We start from the raw sequence: 20157 nt of genomic DNA on the forward strand, positions 1-20157 counted from the left end.
GCCGAAATCGGCCGTGGTCAAGATTAGGCACACGGTGCTTTCGTGCTTGTTCCGCCCCATTGCGCCACGTTACGATGCGTGAGCGTGGCTGACACAACGTTTGCCGGCTGCGTGACGAAGCGGGATGCGCCGCTCACGCCTTGATCTGGAATCACGACGATGGCTCGAAGGCTCGGCGATGTCTTGGAACAGTAAGGTCGTCTGGGGAGAAGGACTTTTTCTGCGGCCGCATCATCTGCAGCAGGCGGATCGCTATCTCGAAAACCTCGTCGATGCGCGCACGCGCTTCATCACGCCCTACCCCTGGGGCTTTTCGACACTCGAGATCGACCGCGACCTCGCCCAGCAGAGCCGCTTCGGCCTGCGCCGCGCGTCGGGCATCCTGCCTGACGGCACGCCCTTCGACATTCCCGCCCACAGCCCCCTGCCCGCTCCCATCGATGTGCCGGACGGCGCCGCCAAGCAGATGCTCTGGCTGACCATGCCGGTCGCGGCGGCCAATACGCGCGAGATCGACGAGCCGACGAGCGCTACCGCCAGTCGCTATGTCAGCGCCAGCGAGACGCTGATCGACTCGACTGCCGCCATGCGCGTCGAGGAGGAGATCGACGTTGCCTATCCCCGGCTCGGCTTCGATCTGCGCAAGACGGCCAAGCCCGGCTATGTCGGCATGCCGATCGCCCGCATCGTCGAGGTGCGCGACAAGACCATCGTCTTCGACGACAAGTTCATCCCGCCCGTGCTGATCACCTCGGCCTATCCCGCGATCGATGGCTGGATCGACCGCGCCATCGGCTGGATCGAGGCCAAGCTGGAGGAGCTGGCGCGCTATGCGGCGGACCCCACCGCCGGCGGCGGGCTGCAGAGCGCCGATTTCTTCGTGCTGCAGCTGCTCAACCGGCACCTGCCGGTGCTGCAGCATTTCCGGCATTCGCGCTATATCCATCCGGAGCGGCTCTATGAGGAGTTCGTGCGGATGGTCGGCGAACTCGCGACCTTCGCCACGCCGGAGCGCCGGACGCGAACCTATCCGCGCTACGACCACGACAATCTCGAACTCGTCTTCGAGCCGATCCTGCGCGACCTGCAGGATTTCCTCAGCGCCAGGCTCGGCCGCCGCGCTATCCGGCTCGAGCTGATCGAGCGCGCGCCCAACGCCTTCGTCTCGACGATCCGCGACCGCAGCCTGTTCCGCAACGCCAATTTCGTGCTGGAGGTCGCGGCGCGCCGCCCCCTGATCGAGATCCAGCTGCAATTCCCGCAGCTCTTCAAGATCGGCCCGAACACGAAGATGAACGACATCGTCAACGCCCATCTGCCGGGCGTCGGCCTCAATCACATTCCGACCCCGCCGCCGCAGATCCGCGCGGTCGCGGACCATGTCTACTTCCTGCTGGACAAGAACTCTCCACTCTGGCCTGAATTCAGCACGGCAAACGCGATCGGCCTGCATTTCTCGGGCGACTGGCCGGAACTGCAGCTCGATCTCTGGGCGATCCTCGGAGACAGGCGATGACCGAGCCCAAAGACCCGTTCGAACCTGCCTACAACCCCAATGAGCGCACGGTGGTGCGGCCCAATCCCGGTGGCAGGCGCCCGGTCGCGCCGAGCCCGCCCATCCCGCAGCCCGAGCAGCCGGGCCCGTTCACGCCGTCGGCCTACCCGCCCCCGCCCGCCTCCTACCATCCGGCCTCAGGCTACCAGCCGCCGCCGAGCTACCCACAGACAGATCCCAACGCCGCCGCGCAGGACGCCTGGGCCGACGCGCCGGGCCAAAACTATCAGCAGCCGGCCCCACCGCCCTACCAGCCGCCGCCGGTGCAGAGCTACGCTCCCCCGCCCCAACCCGCGCCGCAGCCGCAAACATCAGGCTCCGTGCCTCAGGTCGCGCCGCGCGAGATGCCGGTGGCGCCCAATGAAAATCCGATCATGAGCGCGGCCGCGCCGATCCTCTCGATCCTCGGGCGCCTGCGCGTGGCCCTGGCCTATGCCTCGTTCAGCCAGCTGATGGACCAGGTCGCCGGCGCGATCCAGCGCTTCGAGGCCGACGTCACCGGCGCCGGCATCGGCCAGGAGCAGGCCAAGCAAGCGAAGTACACGCTCTGCGCCACCGCCGACGACATCGTCCAGAACATCCCGGCGCAGGATCGCCAGCTCTGGACGCAGTACAGCATGCTGAGCCGCTTCTTCGGCGAGCGCACCGGCGGCATCCGCTTCTTCGAGGAACTCGACCGGGCCAAGCAGGACCCGATCCTGAACTACAATGTGCTGGAGCTGCAGCATGCCTGCCTGGCGCTGGGCTTCCAGGGCGTGCACCGGACCTCGGCCGGCGGCCCGGCGACCTTGCAGACGATCCAGCGCAATCTCTACGAGACGCTGCGGCGCGTGAAGCAGCGCGTCAATCAGGAGCTCTCGCCGCGCTGGCAGGGCCAGGACATGGCGGCGCGCGGCACGACCGTGCGCATCCCGTTCTGGGCGATGGCCTCGCTTGCGGGCGTCCTGCTACTCGCCATGTACCTGACCCTGCGTTCGCTTTTGAGCTCCGGCAGCGACGCGGTGATCGACGATGTCGGCCGCATCTTCCCGACGACCGACGTCTCGATCGAGCGGCGCGTCGTCCAGCCGGTGAAGCCCACGCCTCCGCCGCCGATCAAGACGACGCAGCTCGAACGCATCCGCGCGGCGCTGGCGACCGAGATCGGCGAGCAGAAGCTGGCGGTGGATTCGGTCTCGACCGGCATCATCGTGCGCGTCAACAGCTTCGCCTCCTTCGAGCCCGGCAAGGCGACGGTGATCGACGCCTTCCGCCCGCTCGCCAAGCGCATCGCGCAGACGCTGGAGAAGGAGCCCGGCCAGATCAAGGTCACCGGCCACTCCGACAACACGCCGATCAAGACCGTGCGCTTCGCCAATAACTACGAATTGTCGGTCGAACGCGCCAAGGCCGTCGGGGCCCTCCTCACCGAGGATCTCAGCGACAAGAAGCGTATCGTCGCCGACGGCAAGGGCGACACCGCGCCCATCGCCTCGAACGATACGATCGAAGGTCGCGCGCGCAACCGGCGCGTCGACGTCCAGATCCCTCATGAACGCTGACCTGAGGCGGAGGCGCTCGTGACCCTGGCAATCTGGTTCCGCATCGTCATCAGCCTGATCGGGCTTGCCGCCTTCGGCGCGCTGGTCTGGTTCGCCAGCCCGTTGATCTCGATCGCCGGGATCTATCCCTTCGATTCCGAATGGGTGCGCTTCGCCATCATCGCGGTGGTCTCGCTCATCGTGCTCGGCCTGCTGGTCTGGGGCATCATCCGGCGCAGGCGCGAGGCGGCGGCGCTGGAGCAGGGCCTGGCCGATGCCGCCGTCGACGAAGGCGATGGCGACGTGCTCGGCGAGCGCATGGCGGACGCGCTGTTGACGCTGAAGAAATCCGCGGGCTCGAGCGCGACTTATCTCTACGAGCTGCCCTGGTATGTGCTGATCGGCCCGCCGGGCTCCGGCAAGACCACGGCCCTGGTCAATTCGGGGCTGAAGTTCCCACTCGCCAAGGGCGGCGCGCCGTCCGCCGTCGCGGGCGTCGGCGGCACGCGCTATTGCGATTGGTGGTTCACCGACGACGCCGTGCTGATCGACACGGCCGGCCGTTACACCACGCAGGATTCCGACGCCTCGGCCGACCGCAAGAGCTGGCTCGCCTTCCTCGACCTGCTCAAGAAGAACCGGCCGAACCAGCCAATCAACGGCGTCATGCTGGCGATCAGCATCGAGGATGTGCTGACCGCATCGCCGGCCGAACTCAACGCCCATTCCGATGCGATCCGGGCGCGATTGACCGAGTTGCACGACAATCTCAAGGTCGATTTCCCGGTCTATGCGCTGTTCACCAAGATGGACCTCGTTTCCGGGTTCATGGAGTATTTCCAGCATCTGAACGAGGCCTCGCGGCGCGTGGTCTGGGGCCATACCTTCCAGACCGACGACAAGACGCTGAACATGATCAGCGAGGTGCCCGACGAGTTCGACGCGCTGGTGGAGCGTCTCAATTCCGAATTGCCCGACCGGCTCCAGGAAGAGCCCACGCCCAGCGCGCGCGTGCAGATCTTCGGCTTCCCGACCCAGATGGCGGCGGTGAAGAACCCGATCATCGAGTTCCTCAACCGCATCTTCGAGCCGACGCGCTATCATTCGCGCGCGACCCTGCGCGGCTTCTATTTCACCTCTGGCACGCAGCAGGGCACGCCGATCGACCAGTTGATCGGCGCGATGGCGCGCAATTTCGGCGCGAACCAGGTTGCCGCCGCTGCGATGTCGGGCTCGGGCAAGAGCTTCTTCCTCACCGATCTGATCACCAAGGTGGTGATCGGCGAATCCGCCTGGGTCTCGACCGACCGCAGGGCAGTGCGCCGCGCCTTCGCCTTGAAGGCGGCCGCCTACAGCGTGCTGGCTCTGGTGACGCTAGGCGGGGCGGCCGCGTGGTGGACGAGCTACACCCGCAATGTCGACCTGATCGCCGAGACCAACGACCAGACCAAGACCTTCGTGGCGACCGCAGCCCCGATCATCCAGGAGCCGACCGTCGCCGATCGCGATCTGGAGAAGATCGTGCCGCTGCTCGACGCATTGCGCGCCCTGCCCGCCGGCTATGCGCAGGAGGGCGTCTCGCCGCCCATGCGGGCGACTTTCGGCCTGAGCCAGTGGGACCGGCTCGGCTCGTCCTCGGAAGCGGTCTACAAGACCGGGCTGGAGCGCCTGCTGCGCTCACGCCTGATCTTCCGCATGGAAGAGCTGATCGAGGCCAACCGATCGCGGCCCGATTTCATCTATGAGGCGCTCAAGGTCTATCTCATCCTCGGCGGCCGCCAGAAGATGGACGAGGATCTGATCCTGCTCTGGATGCGGCGCGACTGGGTCGACAATCTCTATCAGGGCGCCGCCAATGTGCGCCTGCGCGAGGAACTCAGCCAGCACCTCACCGCGATGCTGCGCCTGCCCGATTCCGGCGGCGCCGGTACGCTGACGCTCAACGAACCCTTGATCGAGGAGGCGCAGAAGACGCTGGCGCGGTTGAGCCTGGCCGAGCGCGCCTATCAATTGCTGCGCGTCCAGGCGCGCGCCTCGCCGGGCAAGCCCGATTGGACGGCCGCCGCCAAGGGCGGCGCCGACGCCAAGCTCGTCTTCGAAGGGCCCCGCGGCGGCGAGCTCGAGAATGTCCGCGTGCCGTTCTTCTATACCTATGCCGGCTTCCATGAGGGCTTCATCGGCCGCCTGCGCGACGTCGCCAAGCAGATCGAAGAGGAGCGCTGGGTGCTGGGCACGGCCGGCGACCAGACCGCCGTCTCTGATCAGTACGAGGCGCTGCCGCGCGCCTTGCTGGAGCTCTACGCCAAGGATTTCATTGCCTCCTGGCAGGGCACGATGGCAGCACTGCGCTTCCGGCCGCTGCTCGCCAACAAGCCGCAATATCCGGCGCTGAGCGCGGCGTCGGCCGTCACCTCGCCGCTGAAGCAGGTGTTGGAATCGATCCGCGACGAGACCAAGCTCACCCGCGAGCGCCCTGCACCACCGGCCGGGCAGACCGCGACGCAATCGGCAGCCGGCTCCTTGAGCCAGGCCCAGCAGGCGCAGAACCTGGCGCAGCGGCTCGGCGTCAGCACGGGCAATTCCTCGACGACGCTCTCGCGGATGGATATCGCGCTCAAGGCGATGGAGAAGCCCAACACCGCCAGTGGAGAACAGGCCCCGGGCGCGACCATCGAGGCGGCCTTCAAACCGTTCCACCAATTATTCGAGGGCGAGCAGGGCCGCCGGCCGATCGACCAGGTGCTGCTCGCCTTCTCCGAGGTGAACCAGAATCTGCGCCTGCTCGCGACCAACCCGGCGCTGGCGCCGCAGGTCAACGCCACCTTGCCGGGGCAGATCCAGACTTTGCGCAACAGCGCCAACCTGATCCCGCAGCCCTTCTCCAACCTGATCCAGACCGCCGCCACGAGCTTCGAGAATGAATTGACCGGCAGTTCTGTCTCGCAGCTCCTGCAGGATCTGCGCTCGCAGGTCACCGCGACCTGCAACCTGATCGTGACCAACCGCTACCCCTTCGCACGCGGCAGCGACCGCGACGTGCCACTGGCCGATTTCGGCCGGTTGTTCGGCACGGGCGGCATCATGGACAAGTTCTACACCACCAATCTCGCGCCGCTGGTCGATACGTCCAAGCCCGAATGGGCCTTCAAGCAGAACATCAGCGTGGCGCGCTCGCTGCCGCCCGCCGCGCTCAAGGAGTTCCAGCGCGCCGCCGACATCAAGGACGCGTTCTTCGGCACCGGCGGCAACATGCCCTCCTTCACCATGGCGATCACGCCGCAGCCGGCGGCGAGTTCCGGCTCCGCGCCGACGATCAAGCTCGACATCAGCGGCGTCGCAGTCGTGGCGCAGGCGGGCGGCGGGCCGACGCCGGTGGTCTGGCCGGGGCCCGCCGGGCTCGACCGCACGGTGATCTCGAGCCAGACCACGAGCACGGGGCTGTTTGGCGGCGTGACCAGCAGCCCGCCCGTCTTCGGACCGGAGAAGCGCGGCCCCTGGGCCTTCTTCCGCTTCCTCGATCTCGGCTCGGTGTCGAAGCGCGGCGAGGCCCTGGTCGCCAGCTACTCCGTCGGCGGCCAGTCGATTTCCTACCAGATCAACGTATCGTCCCTGAAGAACCCGCTGACATTGCCGGCCCTGCGGGAATTCAGATGTCCGGGAGGCTGAGGCAGGATGCATTGCGCCCTTTTCGGCAAGCTACCGGCCAAGCGCGATTTCATCGCGGTGAACATGCCGCGCGAACTCCTGCGCTTCTGGGAGATCTGGCTGCAGGGCGGCATGGCGGCCAGCATCCAGGCGCTCGGGCCAGGCTGGAAGGAGGTCTATCTCAGCGCGCCGATCTGGCGCTTCTGGCTCGGCTCCTCGCATCTCGGCTGCGAGGTGCTCGGCGCCTTCATGCCTTCGCTCGACGGCGTCGGCCGCTATTTCCCGCTCGCCGTCCTGGCGATGGCGCCCGAAGGCCAGGCCTTCGCCGCGCCGACCGAGAACGCGCAGGCCTCATGGTTCGAGAGCGCGGAGGCCTTCCTGCTCGATACGCTGGAGCCCGACGCCGTCTATGAGGCGACACTGGCTGCGCTCGAAAGCCTGCCCTTGCCCGAGAGCGTCGCGCGCGACACGCAGCCAGCAGTCGTCGCCTCCAATCGCGGGCTGCTTGGTGTGAGCGACGACGCCACGACCGAGATTCCAGCCTTGCTGGCGCGGCTCGAACGCTCGGACAAGGCCGCCCGCCAGGCGGCCGGCTCCTGGTGGTGGAGCATCGGTGGCGATAGCTTTCCCGCGCTTGCGCTCCGTGCCGAGCGGCTGCCGGAAGCGCAGCATTTCACGTTGCTGCTGACGGGTCCGACCGCCGGTCCCGAGAGCGGCGGCGCTGATAAGAGCGGCGAGAGCGCACAACCGGCCAGGATCGGAGTCGAGCCTTGATGGACAGCACCCTTCCGCCCCCGTCCATGCGCGCGAGCAACGATCCGCTCGCCATGCTTGCCGGTGCGCTCGACCAGCAGGCCAGCTTCCGCTTCGAGACCGGAGCGGCCACCGATGTCGGCAAGGTGCGCAGCGAGAACGAGGACAGCTACATCGTTCACACTGACGCCGGCCTCTGGTGCGTCGCCGACGGCATGGGCGGCTACGAGGCCGGCAAGCTCGCCTCCTCCACCGTCGTCGAGACGCTGCGCACGATCGGCCAGGCGGCTTCGCCGGCGGACCTTCTCGCGCGGTTCCAGGACCGGGTGCTGCAGGCCAATATCGGCCTGCGCAAGGCCGGCGAGGAACGAGGCCTCACGACCTTCGGCACCACCGTCGTCGCCCTCTTGATCTATGAGCGCTTCTTCGCCTGCTGCTGGGCCGGCGACAGCCGGACCTACCGCATCCGGCAAGGCCGGCTGTCGCAGGTCTCGCGCGACCATACCGAGGTGCAGGACCTCGTCGACCAGGGACAGTTGACCCCGGAGGAAGCCAAGCGCTGGCCGGGGCGCAACATCATCACGCGCGCCATCGGCGTGAGCGACCTTCCCGATCTCGACCTGATTCAGGGCGTGGTGGAAGACGGGGACGTTTTCGTGCTATGCAGCGATGGCCTGACCGGCCATGTCTCGGATACCGAAATCCTGGCCGGCGTGGCCGGGCGTGCGCCGCAAGCGGCCTGCGACCATCTGGTCGAGCTCACTCTTGCGCGCGGCGCGAGCGACAACGTCACGGTGATCGTCGTGGCCTGCGAGCCTAAGGACGCGGAAGCGCCAGTCTCCCCCTCGCCGGCCAGAAGCGACGCCGACGGGCGCGAGGCTTGAAGCGATGCGGTGGCATGAAACAGGGATGACGGAGATGCGGCGGCTTTGCCGTCGCCTTGTCCGTGCCCTGTCGGCCACCGGCTCCGGCGAAGGCTCCGGCTCCGGCGAAGGCTTGGCGCCATGAGCGACAACGGCGCCACCGTCATCATTCCGCGCGCCCGCGTCGCCGTCGGGACGACGCTGAACGGGATCTATCGGATCGACCATCCCATCGCCGCCGGCGGCATGGGCGAGATCTACAAGGGCTACGCCATCCAGACCGGCGATGCGGTCGCGATCAAGATGATCCGCTCCGATCTCGCCGAGAACGAGAGCGCGCTCGCGCTGTTTCGTAAGGAAGCCTCCTCGCTGCACAACCTGCAGCACGAGGCCATCGTGCGTTATTACCTGTTCTCGATCGATCCGCAGCTCGGCCGCGCCTATCTCGCGATGGAGTTTGTCGACGGCACCTCGCTGAAGGACCATCTCGTCCGCGGGCCACTGTCCTTCGAGGACACCTGCATCCTGCAGCAGCGGATCGCCTCGGGGCTGCATTCGGCCCACAAGCTCGGTATCATCCATCGCGACGTCGCCCCCGACAACGTCATCCTGCCCGGGGCTGACGTGGCCTTGGCCAAGATCCTCGATTTCGGCATCGCGCGCTCGACGCGGGCCGGCGAGCAGACGATCATCGGCAGCGGCTTCGCCGGCAAGTACAACTATGTCTCGCCGGAGCAGCTTGGCCTGTTCGGCGGCGACGTCACCCCGAAATCGGACATCTACAGCTTCGGGCTGGTCCTGGCGGAGTGCCTTCAGGGCCGCCCCATCGACATGAACGGCTCGCAGGTCGAGGTCATCGACAAACGCCGTGTCGTGCCCGACCTGTCGAAGATCGATCCGCGCTTCCGGCCGCTGCTCGAAAAGATGCTGCAGCCCCTGCCGGAGAACCGCCCGGCGACGATGGCGGAGGTCGCGGCCTGGCAACCTGCTGTCGGCAAGCAGGCCAAAACGAAAACGGCTGGCGGCAGCAGTAGTAAGACGGGCATGGCGATCGCGGCCGGCCTCAGTGCCGTCGCGCTGCTCGGCGGCGGGCTTTATTTCGGCACCGACCTGCTGAAGGGCGGCAGCAACCCGGCCCAGGTCGCCAGTACCGGCCCGGCACGCCTGGCCGATGAGGAGGCGCTTGCCGCCCAGGCCGCGCGCCGCGCCAGCGAGGATGCGCGCGCCCGGCAGGTCCAGGAGCGCGCCGAGCAGGAGCAGCGCGCGGCGCAGGAGCGCGCCCTGCAGGAGAAGGCTGCGAGCGAGAAGCTGGCGCGCGAGCGCGAGCTCGAAGAGACGCGTCGCCTGGCCGAGGCCAAGGCTGCCGACGATGCTCGCAAACTGGCGGAAGCCAGGGCGGCCGAGGAGGCGCGCCGGGTCACGGAGGCCAAAGCTGCCGAAGAGCGCCGCGTCGCGGAGGCGAAAGCCGCTGACGATGCCCGCAAGCTCGCCGAGGCCAAGGCCGCAGAGGATGCGCGCAAGCTCGCAGAGGCGAAGGCTGCCGAGGACGCACGGCGCGCAGCGGAAGCGAAGGCCGCAGAAGAGCGCCGCGTCGCGGAAGCGAAAGCCGCCGAGGAGGCCCGCAAGCTGGCCGAAGCCAAAGCTGCGGAGGAGCGCCGGATCGCCGCCGAAGTGAGAGCGACTGAGGATGCCCGCAAGCTCGCCGAGGCCAAGACCGCCGACGACGTGCGCCGCCTGACCGAAGCGAAGGTCGCCGAGGATCGCAGGCTCGCAGCCGAGGCGAAAGTCGCGGAAGCCAAGGCCGCCGAGGACGCGCGCCGCGCGGCCGACGCCAAGGTTGCCGAGGAACGCCGGATCGCAGCGGAAGCAAAAGCGGCCGAGGACGCCCGCAAGCTCACCGAAGCCAAGGCCGCGGAGGAGGCCCGCAAGCAAGCCCTCGCCAAGGCGGCTGAGGACAAGCGCCTGGCGGCAGAGGCGAAAGTGGCGGAAGAGGCGCGCAAGCTCGCTGAGGCCAAGGCCGAGGAGGAGACCCGCAAGCAGGCTCTCGCCAAGGCTGCCGAGGACAAGCGCCTGGCGGCTGAGGCGAAAGCGGCGGAAGAGGCGCGCAAGCTCGCTGAGGCCAAGGCCGAGGAGGAGACCCGCAAGCAGGCTCTCGCCAAGGCTGCCGAGGAACGCCGCCTCGCCGCGGAAGCGAAAGCGGCGGAGAATGCCCGCAAGCTCGCCGAGGCCAAGGCCGAGGAAGACGCGCGCAAGCAGGCCCAGGCCGCCAAGCTCGCCGAGGAGCGCCGGCAGGCGGCTGAAGCCAAGGCGGCCGAGGAGGCCCGCAAGAGCGCCGAGGCGAAGGCCGCAGAAGAGACGCGCAAGCAGGCCCAGGCGAAGGCGATCGAGGACAAGCGCCTTGCCGCGGAGGCCAAGACGGCTGAAGAGGCGCGCAAACTCGCGGAGGCCAAAGCCGCGGAGGAGGCGCGCAAACAGGCCGAGCTTCAGGCCGCGGAGGCTCGCCGCGTTGCCGAGGAACAGAGCGCCAAAGCAGCCGCCGATGAGGAGGCCAACCGTGTCGCCGCCTTGCGCGCGGACGAGGAGGCGAAGCGCAAGATCGACAGCGCCACCGCGGAAACACGGGCGACCGCGGAGGATGCGCAGATCACCGAGCGCCAGCGCATCGCGCTTGAACAGGCGCAGGCGCGCTGGCTGACCGAGGAGGCCGAGGCCATGCGCCGGGCCGGAGTGACCGCGCCGCGCCAATCCATCGAAGAGGTCGAGCAGCGCAACGCCGCCGCCCAGGACCAGGGCATGCAGGTCGCCTTGGCAGACCCAACCCTGCTCACGCCCAAGCCATTGGCCGATCCGCGTCCGCCGCGCCCAGTGCCGACCGACCCTGCAGCGCTGACGCGCGAAACGCAGGAGGAATTGACCCGGATCGGCTGCTATGCCGGCCGGATCAGCGGCAATCTCAATGTCGCGACGCGCGAAGCGCTGCGCATCTACCGCCAGCGCATCGGCGCGGCCCCCGAACCGGCCGCGATCACGCCCGAGCAACTGCTCGATCTGCGCGAGCGGCCTGCCCCGACCTGTCCCCCGACGAATGTCGCGCCTGCGCCGGGCAAGCAGGCCCCTGCCCTCGTGCGTCGCCCGCAGCGCACTGAGCCGGTGCAGCGCGCCCAGCAGCCCCAGCGCGAGCGCGCCGCCGAAAGCAAGCCGGCTCGGGCCGCGCCGGCCGCCGCAGCGGCGCCAGCGGCAGCCGCACCCAGGCGCGTCACGCCAGGTCTCGGATTAGGATTCTAAGGTCTCGGATCGGGATTCTGGAGCGTTTTCGAGCGAAGTGGGCACCGGCTCGCGTGAAGAAAATGCGCCGCCGCTCCCAGCCAGCCTGCGGTCAGATCGCCTGTTTTGAAACTCTGCGAGCCCTCATCCTGAGGAGCCGCGTAAGCGGCGTCTCGAAGGATGCTCCAGCTTGCAGGGGAGCCTCCTGGAGCATCATTCGAGACGCACTCCTGCGGAGCGCTCCTCAGGACGAGGGCTCGCAGAGTTTCCGAGCGGGCTCTGAGCCCGGAATGACGCCAGTCGCTCGAACGCAACCGAGCGACGCAAATCTTGCGTCGCTCGCATCACTCACTCGCTGGTGGTGTCCGTCGCGAGACGTTCAGTAGACCGTGCCGAGCCAGATGACGCCGGGCCGCGCGGACAAGGAGGTGAAGGCCTCGAAGCGACGCGGCGGACCCGCCGGCTCGACATAAGCCACGCGCTGGGATGCCGGCGCTGCGCGCACCGGCTTGACCGAGGCCGAGCGCGCGGTCTGGGGACGCATCATCGCATTACGGATGGGCGGCAGCGGCGCCACCACCAATTGCGGCTCGTCTTGCACTTCCGCGACCAGAAAAGCGCCGGGAACGATCACGTCCTGCGCCAACGCAGGCGTTAGCCCGGTGAGTACGAGCGCCGTTCCGAAAGCCATGGATCGCGCAGTCGAAAGGCCGAAGGTCATCGCCTTGCTCCATTCTGCATCAAAGCACCATATCATAACTGTGCCAATGCGCCAACATCCGGAAGGTTCCGCCAAACAGGTGAAGAATGTCAAAATCCTATCGGAACAACCTGATCGAAGCCGGATTCAGGCCATTTTTGGCTTTTCCCCGCCCCTGCCGTGCCCGCTTCCCGCGTCAGCCAGGGCGGCGTTGCAGGAGCTTCACGCCATGGTCGATGCAAGTCGTCAGCCTGGCGCGGCGCTCCTGAGTCGCGTTCCGGGCCAAGGCGATCAGGACTGCGGCGCGGATGGCCTTGGCCGTCAGATGCGGCGGGGCCATCACCGGAGCATGGGGATTGTCCGCCATATCGCCGCCCGACCAGGCCGCGCCCAGCGCAAGCCAGGTGCTGGCGTCGGCGCGCACGCCGGCAAAGCCTATGCGCAACGCCTCGATCCGGCGCGACTGCTGCGGATCCTTGACCCAGAGTTCAGCGGCCCGGAAAGCCCGGTTCTGCTCGATCTGCTGGCGCTCGCGCTCATCGGCGAGCCCACGCACGCAGGAGCAGCCCCACCAGACCGCCTCCCGCCTCGGCAGAAGATAGGCACAGAAGCTGATCGCATCCTCCGGTGTCTTGCTGTCGATCAGCCCGATGAGGAAATCGCGCGGGGCGGCGTCGCTGGGGGCAGCCTCGATGTCCTCTCCCGCAGTCGGAAAGGCCTCGAAGACATCGCGCGCTGTGAGAAAGCGGTCTTGGCGCATGCGTCAGTTGATCTTCACCATGCCGCCCTGGATCGTCAGGACCGCGCTGCCCTTGAGCTGCGTCGTCGTGCCTTTCATATCGAGATCCGCCGAAGCCTCGACCTTGATGTTGATCGATTTCAAGGTGATGCTCTCCTGGTCCATCACGATCGTCGAACCGCCCACCTTGAGCGTGATCTTCTGGCCCGCCTTGATCAGGATTTCCTGACTGACGTCCACAACCTGGTTGCCGGTCTCGACCTTGAGATTGTCGTCGCCCTTCTTCAGGGTGATGTTGCGCGAGGCCTCGCCTTTTTCGCTCGAAAAATCCTCACCGATATTACGGGTCTCGGTGTCCCGGACCAGCGTGTCGAGAAACTTCTCGGCGCGGAACTCGACCTTCTCGGCCTTCTTGGTGTCGTCGAAGGTCAGCTGGTTGTAGCCGTTGCTGCCCGTCGTCGTGTCCGACTTGATGCCGTTGATGTTCTTGTTCGCCTTCGTGCCGAACGGCATCTTGTGCTTGCCGTTATAGACGGTGCCGACGACCAGCGGGCGATCGATGTCGCCCTCCAGGAACTCGACGATCACCTCCTGGTCGATGCGCGGGATGAAGGAGCCGCCCCAGGAATCCCCGGCCCAGACCTGCGCGACGCGGACCCGGTAGAGATGCTCGTCGTCGCGATCCCAATGGAACTTGACGAGAATGCGGCCCTGATCGTCGACATCGATCTCTTCGCCCTTCTCGCCGACGACGCGCGCCGTCTGCGGGCCGAAGATCGTCGGCTTGTCCGTGAGCTGCGGCGGCTTGAACGGCCGGTCGGCGAGCTGGAATTCGTATTGCCCGGAATAGTCGTGCCCGCCGCCATCCGCGCCGGAGCGATAGGATTGCAGCGAGACGAAGGAATGCGTCGCCCTGACGACGAGGAACTGCTTGTTCTCGCTGTCGGCGCTATGGCGCTCCAATTTGGTCAAGCCGCCGGGATAGAGCGTCACGGCATTGCCCGAGGCGATCCGGCGACGGTCCGATGCCTGCTCTGATTCGAGCTTGACCTTGGCCAGTGTCTTGCCGTCGCCATTCTCCAGATAGCGGCCGGGATAGTCGTAAACCTCCAGCTTGGAGTGCTGGTAGGCTTCCGAGGTCTGCTCCTCCGCCTGCATGTCCGCATCGGGCTTCTCGTAATTATAGTCGCGGAAGGTGATCTTGCCGGTGCGGAAGCGGCGCTCGACCATCCAATGCTCGATATGCTCGACCTCGCGCCGGTTGTTGGTGTCCAGCGGCAGGAACGGAATGGTTTCGGTGCCCTGGATCGGCTTATGCGACGACGCCTGATCAGCGAGCACCAGACGGTGCGTCGAGGCCTCATGCTCGAAGTAGTAGCAGATGCCGTATTCCTCCATCAGCCGGCAGACGAAGGCGAGGTTCGATTCCCGGTACTGAACGCAGTATTCGAGCTTCGGATAGGATTTGATGTCGAGCCGCAGATCGCCGAGCTGCCCATCGCGCAGGACCTTCTCGATGATCTTGTCGACTGTCTTATTGTGGAAGATCTTGCAATTGGCCGTCTGCCCCTGCAACCAGAGCCAGGGCCGCAGCGTCAGTCGGTAGAGGAATAAATCCTCCCGCACGCCGAGCGATTGCGCCTCGACCAGGACACCGCTGAAGTAACGCTTCTTCTGGCGAGTGACGATAGCGCCCTTATACTCGACGAAATTGATCTCGAGATGGCATTGCTGGCCGAGCGCGGTGTCGAAATCCAGATTGTCCTTCGTGCTCAAGGCCTCGATACGATATTCGAACAGTTCGCTCAGGCCTTCATTGGCGTCAAGCCGATGAAAGACCAGGACATCGCCGCCGAACGGCGTCTTCAGGATCGCGGGTCGGTTGGCCTGGCTAGGTTCTCGGCTCATGACGGCTCGCATGTCCAATATGGCGGTCGCTGACCAGAGGAAACTTATAGTCCGCCAGCATCACGGTCTAGCACAGAGACTGGCTTACCAAAAGCAATCCAGCGTTTCCGTCAATTCAACCCGCCTGACACCGCGATTCAGCCCGACTCTTAGCCGGAACGCGATTGATCTCGATCCACCATAAAGTCGGGTGATCATTGTAAGATTGCGCAACGCGTGGGAAACAGGCCATTCATGGACGCCTTGTCGATATGGACGCTACGACACGACCAAAAAGCGCCGGCCCGGCAGGGATGCGGGATTAGGGACATGCGGGATTAGGGACATGCCGGATTAGGGACATGCCGGATTAGGACATGCCGGATTAGGAATATGGACTGGGGGAGATGCAGATGACGGCGAGCCTCGCCACGACCCTGAGCGAAGCGATCGAGGAGGATGCCCCTTGCGGCCCCGATCTCGACCTCGCCTACGACCCCGACTACAGCCTGTTCGTGGCGCGGGCGGAGGGCCTGCTCCCGGAAAAATCCTTCTTCGACTTCGATCGGACCCGGAACGACCTGGGGAAAGAGAGCAGCGCCGTCGAGGCCCTGCTGGGGCGCACCCGCGATCTGCGCCTGCTCATCCTGCTCGCGAAGCTGCGCATCCTCAACCGCGAACTCGGTGGCTTCGTCGCGGCCCTGACGGCGATGGCGGCCTTGCTGCGCGCACGCTGGGAGCAGGTCCACCCCGCCGCCGAGGAAGGCGATTTCGGCCTGCGCATCGTGGTCATAGAATCGCTCGACGACACGACGAGCATCATCATGCCCTTGCTGCACGCGCCCTTGACGGTCAGCCGGCGCATCGGGCCGGTCAACTACCGGATGGTTCAGATCGCGCAGGGCGAGGCCACCGCCCGCGAGGGCGAGCCGGCGCCGGACCTGCAGGCCGTGGAAACCGCCTTCAACGACGGCGACATGGCCGGGCTCGTCCAGAACCGCGACCTGGTCGTTGCGGCCGCAGCCGCGCTGGCCGACATGGAAGCCTGCATCGAGGAGCAGAACGCCGGCAGCCTCAGCCTCGGACGACTCAAGCCCACGCTCGACAAGATCCGGGCCGTGCTCGACGGCGCAATCGTCAAGCGCGACCCGGGCGCCGCCCTGGCGCCGCAGGCCGCTGGAAGCGCGGATGCGGAAGGCCCAGGCGGGGATGCCGCGGGCCCCACACCCTCCATGCCGCTCGACACGCTGGCCGGCATCCGTCGCGCCCTGCTCGGCGCCGAGCTCTATTTCCGGACCCGCGAACCGTCGAGCCCGGCGCTCCTGCTGGTCGCCCAGGCGCGCCAGCTCGTCGGCAAAGGGCTGGCCGAAAGCGTTCAGCTCCTGGTTCCCGAGCATGCCGGCGATGCGACCATCAATGTCGGCGGTCGCATGGTCTTCGATCTCCCGATCGAGCGCCTGGCCACATTGATCGAGACCGGGGCCGACGGCGAGACTGATGACACGGAGGCCGATCCGCCGGCCGCAGGCAGCCGGCGCGAGGCGCTCGACATCCTTCAGCAAGTCGCCGGGCACCTGCGCGTACGCGAGCCGTCGAGCGCCATTCCGTTGCTGTGCGAGCGTGCTCGTTCGATGGCCGAACGCGATTTCATGTCGCTTTTAAGAGAAATGCTACCGGAACGTGCATTTCGGAACCTGGATGAAAGTTGATCATGGAGTTGACCTTACGGCCGTTTTGAAATGTAGTGTTTCTGCTTCAATTCCGCAGCGAAGCAGCCTCGGGGGTTGATATGTCCGACAGCGGCCAGAAGTTCATCCGACGCAACCGAGCGCCTCGGGTTCATATCAGTTACGATGACCCTTACGATGCCAATCGTAAGATAGAGATTCCGTTCGTCATGGGCGTGATGTCGGATCTGTCCGGAAACTATGCCGGCGCAGAAAAACCTGACATGGCGGATCGCAGTTTCCTCGACATCGACATGGACAACTTCGAGAACCGCATGGCGGCGATCGAACCCGGCGTCACCTTCCGGGTCGACAACAAGCTCGGTGAGACGCCATCGGGCGAAAAACTCCAGGTCGCGCTACGCTTCTCGAAGATGGCCGATTTCAGCCCCGCCGCCGTGGCGCGCCAGGTGCCCGCCGTCGCCAAGCTGCTGGAGGCGCGCGAGCAGCTCGCCAACCTCAAGAGCTACATGGACGGGAAAGCCGGCGCGGAAGCCAAGCTGCGTGAATTGCTGAGCGATCCGAAATTGATGGCGGCGCTGAGCGAGCGCGCCAAGCCAGCCTCCGAAGACGAGAAATCCTAGTTACGCCCCAAAATCCTAGGCACGCCCAAAATCCTGAGCACGCCTACGACGCGCCACTTCGCTTTTTGGAACGGTAATCATGGCTACCGAGCTCAAATCCGCTACCCAAGCCGAGCAGACCGAAACGCGCGATGTCGATGAGTTCGCCTCGCTGTTGAAGCAGAGCTTCAAACCGCGCAGCGAACGCGCCGCAAGCGAGGTCGAGAACGCCGTCTCGACGCTGGTCCAGCAGGCGCTGGCCGATCAGTCGCTGGTCAAGGACGATGTTCTCGACACGATCGAAGAGATGATCGCGCAGCTCGACAAGAAGCTGTCCCAGCAGGTCAACGCGATCATCCATGCGCCGGAATTCCAGCAGATCGAGAGCGCCTGGCGCGGCCTGAACTATCTCGTGATGAATTCCGAGACGGACGTTACGCTCAAGATTCGCGTGATGAACGTCTCGAAGAACGAGCTGTCGCGGACGCTGAAGCTCTATCCCGGCGCGAAATGGGACCAGAGCCCGCTGTTCAAGAAGGTCTATGAGCAGGAGTTCGGCCAGCTCGGCGGCGAACCCTATGGCTGCCTGGTCGGCGACTATTATTTCAGCCACCTGCCGCAGGACGTGCAGCTCATGCGCGACCTGAGCAAGGTCGCAGCCTCCGCGCATGCGCCCTTCTTCGCCGCCGCCGGCCCGACGCTGATGGGCATGGATTCGTGGAACGAACTCGCCAATCCGCGCGATCTGGGCAAGATCTTCGACACGCCCGACTATGCCGCCTGGCGCTCGCTGCGGGATTCCGACGATTCCTGCTATATGGGCCTATGCATGCCGCGCGTGCTGTCGCGCCTGCCCTATGGCGCGAAATCCGACCCGGTCGAGGAATTCGGCTTCGAGGAGGAAACCGACGGCCATACCGGATCGAACTATGCCTGGATGAACGCCTCCTATGCGATGGCGGTGAACATCAACCGGGCCTTCAAGGAATGGGGCTGGTGCACACGCATCCGCGGCGTCCAGTCGGGCGGCGAGGTCGTCAACCTGCCGACGCATACGTTCCCGAGCGATGATGGCGGCGTCGACCTGAAATGCCCGACCGAGATCGCGATCAGCGACCGGCGCGAGGCCGAGCTCGCCAAAGCCGGCCTGATCCCGCTGATCCATCGCAAGAACTCCGACAAGGCCGCCTTCATCGGCGCGCAATCGCTCTACAAGCCGAAGAAATATGACAACAATGTCGATGCGACGGCGTCGTCAAATCTTCGTTCCCGCCTGCCATACATGTTCGCAGTCTCGCGTTTCGCGCATTACCTGAAATGCATGGTGCGCGACAAAGTCGGCGCGACCATGGAAGAAGACCAGCTCACGACCTGGCTCCAGGAATGGATCAACCAGTATGTCGATGGAGCGCCGAAGACATCCAGCGAACAGACCAAGGCGCGCAAGCCGCTCGCGGCCGCCAGTGTGCAGATTCGCCCCGATGAAGAGAATCCAGGCTATTATTCGGCTCGTTTCTTGCTGAGGCCGCATTATCAACTTGAGGGCATGGATGTCAGCTTGAGTCTTGTTTCGCGGCTTCCGCAAGCTAAATGATCAGGCACTAGCCTGTTCACGTAGTCGGCTCGGTCAGATCGATCATTAGGCCGGCGTGGATCAAAAACGATGCCCATACTGGCTTCGTAGGACTTGAATTTACGTTCGTAAGACTTTGATCTACGTTCGTAAGACTTAGGTGCGCATTCGTAAAACCTGGATTTGCAAAGGGAGAAACGAGTCATGGCCACAGCCATTTTTTTGAAGTTGGACGACGTCGAGAGCGAGTGCGTCATCAAGGACCAAGACGGCAAGCTGGCGCTTGACAGCTACAGCTATGGCGTGACCCAGGCCGGCACTTCGCATGTCGCCACCGGCTCCACCCAAGCCATTTCGTCATTCTCTGACATGAGCTGCACTATGATTCCGGATAAATCCGCAGTCACTCTGTTCCAGTTCTGCGCGACCGGTAAGCATATCGGCAAAGGAAAACTTACCCAACTTAAGTCAGCAGGCGACGGCACTGTTGATTTTGTCGTTATAGAAATGGAAGATATCGTCATCAGCTCGTTCCAATACTCCGGAACGGACGAGCACGTCATGATAAATTTCAGCCTGAATTATGGAACCCTCAAGGTTGCCATCGCCCAGCAAGCTAAGAAGGGTTCGAAGGGCGCCGCTCCCGAATTCAAATATAATATCGCCAAAGGGTCTCCGGCGTAAATCAACAGCGTCGGTCGGACATAGGCGCCTGACCATTTATCGACAGGGCAGCCCGTTGCGGCGATGGCAACAGGCCGCCATGCGAGGATGCTGGGAGGCGTGGCTGGATGAGTCGCAAGAAATCGGTCAGCCTGCGGATTCCGCTGATGTCAGCCTTTCGCACGGCGGTCGAAGCACGCGACGGGCGCAAATCCCTCGATCTGCGCGACGAGGCCGGCGAACGCGTCCTGGCCGGGCGGCTCGTGACCGGCCGGGCCGCGATCTCGGAAAGTCGCTTGCGCAGCGAATTGTCACGCGACCTCGGCACTCTGCTGAACACGGTCAACCTGGAATCATCCTTCGATCTCGGTCCCAACGAAGCCGTTCGCCGCTCGATTCTCAATTACGGCCTGCCGGATATCTCGCATCGCACGATCGACGAGGCGGGCATCGAGGATATCGACAAGGAGATCAAGGACGCGCTGCTGCTCTATGAGCCGCGGCTTGTCCGGCAGTCGCTGCATGTCGAGCGCGACACGTCGATCGCGGTGCATGAACTGGCGATCCGCTTCATCGTGCGCGCCGACATGGTGGCGGACCCGGTCAATGTCCCCGTCGAGTTCTTCGCCGAGATGCAGGCGGGGTCGGGCAAGATCATGGTCAGCCGCCTCTAGAGCCGGATGATGAGTTCGTTTCGACCTTCGG

At 65.3% G+C, this 20157-nt stretch carries 14 protein-coding genes; 11 read left to right on the forward strand and 3 right to left on the reverse strand.

Annotated features, from left to right (window positions below):
* Positions 1-178: 178 nt before the first annotated feature.
* From tssK to RMR04_RS18050, 6 genes are all read left to right on the forward strand, one after another.
* Entirely contained in the window at positions 179-1516 is a 1338-nt protein-coding gene (gene tssK / locus RMR04_RS18025) for a type VI secretion system baseplate subunit TssK (protein ID WP_311909708.1), read from the forward strand.
* Complete coding sequence (gene tssL, locus RMR04_RS18030) at positions 1513-3096, forward strand: type VI secretion system protein TssL, long form (RefSeq protein ID WP_311909709.1); 1584 nt, start codon at positions 1513-1515, stop codon at positions 3094-3096. Before tssK ends, tssL begins: the two co-directional genes overlap by 4 nt.
* Before the next feature lie 18 nt (positions 3097-3114).
* Entirely contained in the window at positions 3115-6741 is a 3627-nt protein-coding gene (gene tssM, locus RMR04_RS18035; RefSeq protein WP_311909710.1) for a type VI secretion system membrane subunit TssM, read from the forward strand.
* Positions 6742-6747: 6 nt separating this feature from the next.
* Entirely contained in the window at positions 6748-7494 is a 747-nt protein-coding gene (gene tagF / locus RMR04_RS18040; RefSeq protein WP_311909711.1) for a type VI secretion system-associated protein TagF, read from the forward strand.
* Positions 7494-8357, forward strand: a complete 864-nt coding sequence (locus tag RMR04_RS18045; protein WP_311909712.1) for a PP2C family protein-serine/threonine phosphatase — start codon at positions 7494-7496, stop codon at positions 8355-8357. Before tagF ends, RMR04_RS18045 begins: the two co-directional genes overlap by 1 nt.
* Positions 8358-8477: 120 nt before the next feature.
* A complete protein-coding gene (locus tag RMR04_RS18050; protein ID WP_311909713.1) occupies positions 8478-11621 on the forward strand; it encodes a serine/threonine protein kinase in 3144 nt (1047 codons plus the stop codon).
* 358 nt (positions 11622-11979) lie between these two features.
* On the opposite strand, the gene RMR04_RS18055 is transcribed toward RMR04_RS18050, so the two are convergent.
* From RMR04_RS18055 to RMR04_RS18065, 3 genes are all read right to left on the reverse strand, one after another.
* Positions 11980-12321: a hypothetical protein gene (locus tag RMR04_RS18055; RefSeq protein WP_311909714.1), complete on the reverse strand. Its 342-nt coding sequence runs from the start codon at positions 12319-12321 to the stop codon at positions 11980-11982.
* A gap of 175 nt (positions 12322-12496) precedes the next feature.
* Positions 12497-13060, reverse strand: a complete 564-nt coding sequence (locus tag RMR04_RS18060; RefSeq protein ID WP_311909715.1) for a DUF6931 family protein — start codon at positions 13058-13060, stop codon at positions 12497-12499.
* Between the two features lie 3 nt (positions 13061-13063).
* The gene (locus RMR04_RS18065) at positions 13064-14947 is read right to left on the reverse strand and encodes a type VI secretion system Vgr family protein (protein ID WP_311909716.1); all 1884 of its coding nucleotides are present in this window, start codon (positions 14945-14947) and stop codon (positions 13064-13066) included.
* A 392-nt stretch (positions 14948-15339) separates the two neighbouring features.
* Here RMR04_RS18065 and RMR04_RS18070 point away from each other — a divergent pair, with 392 nt between their 5' ends.
* The 5 genes from RMR04_RS18070 to tssE all read left to right on the forward strand — a co-directional run bounded on the left by RMR04_RS18070 (position 15340) and on the right by tssE (position 20126).
* Entirely contained in the window at positions 15340-16635 is a 1296-nt protein-coding gene (locus RMR04_RS18070) for a type VI secretion system protein TssA (RefSeq protein ID WP_311909717.1), read from the forward strand.
* A gap of 80 nt (positions 16636-16715) precedes the next feature.
* Positions 16716-17237, forward strand: coding sequence for a type VI secretion system contractile sheath small subunit (gene tssB / locus RMR04_RS18075; protein ID WP_311909718.1), 522 nt, complete (start codon positions 16716-16718; stop codon positions 17235-17237).
* A gap of 79 nt (positions 17238-17316) precedes the next feature.
* Positions 17317-18810, forward strand: coding sequence for a type VI secretion system contractile sheath large subunit (gene tssC / locus RMR04_RS18080; protein ID WP_311909719.1), 1494 nt, complete (start codon positions 17317-17319; stop codon positions 18808-18810).
* Between the two features lie 183 nt (positions 18811-18993).
* Positions 18994-19473, forward strand: coding sequence for an Hcp family type VI secretion system effector (locus tag RMR04_RS18085; RefSeq protein WP_311909720.1), 480 nt, complete (start codon positions 18994-18996; stop codon positions 19471-19473).
* 107 nt (positions 19474-19580) lie between these two features.
* Positions 19581-20126, forward strand: a complete 546-nt coding sequence (gene tssE, locus RMR04_RS18090) for a type VI secretion system baseplate subunit TssE (protein ID WP_311909721.1) — start codon at positions 19581-19583, stop codon at positions 20124-20126.
* The last annotated feature ends 31 nt before the right edge of the window (positions 20127-20157 follow it).

This window comes from Bosea sp. 685, from assembly GCF_031884435.1.
In the GTDB taxonomy this organism is placed as follows: Bacteria; Pseudomonadota; Alphaproteobacteria; order Rhizobiales; family Beijerinckiaceae; genus Allobosea.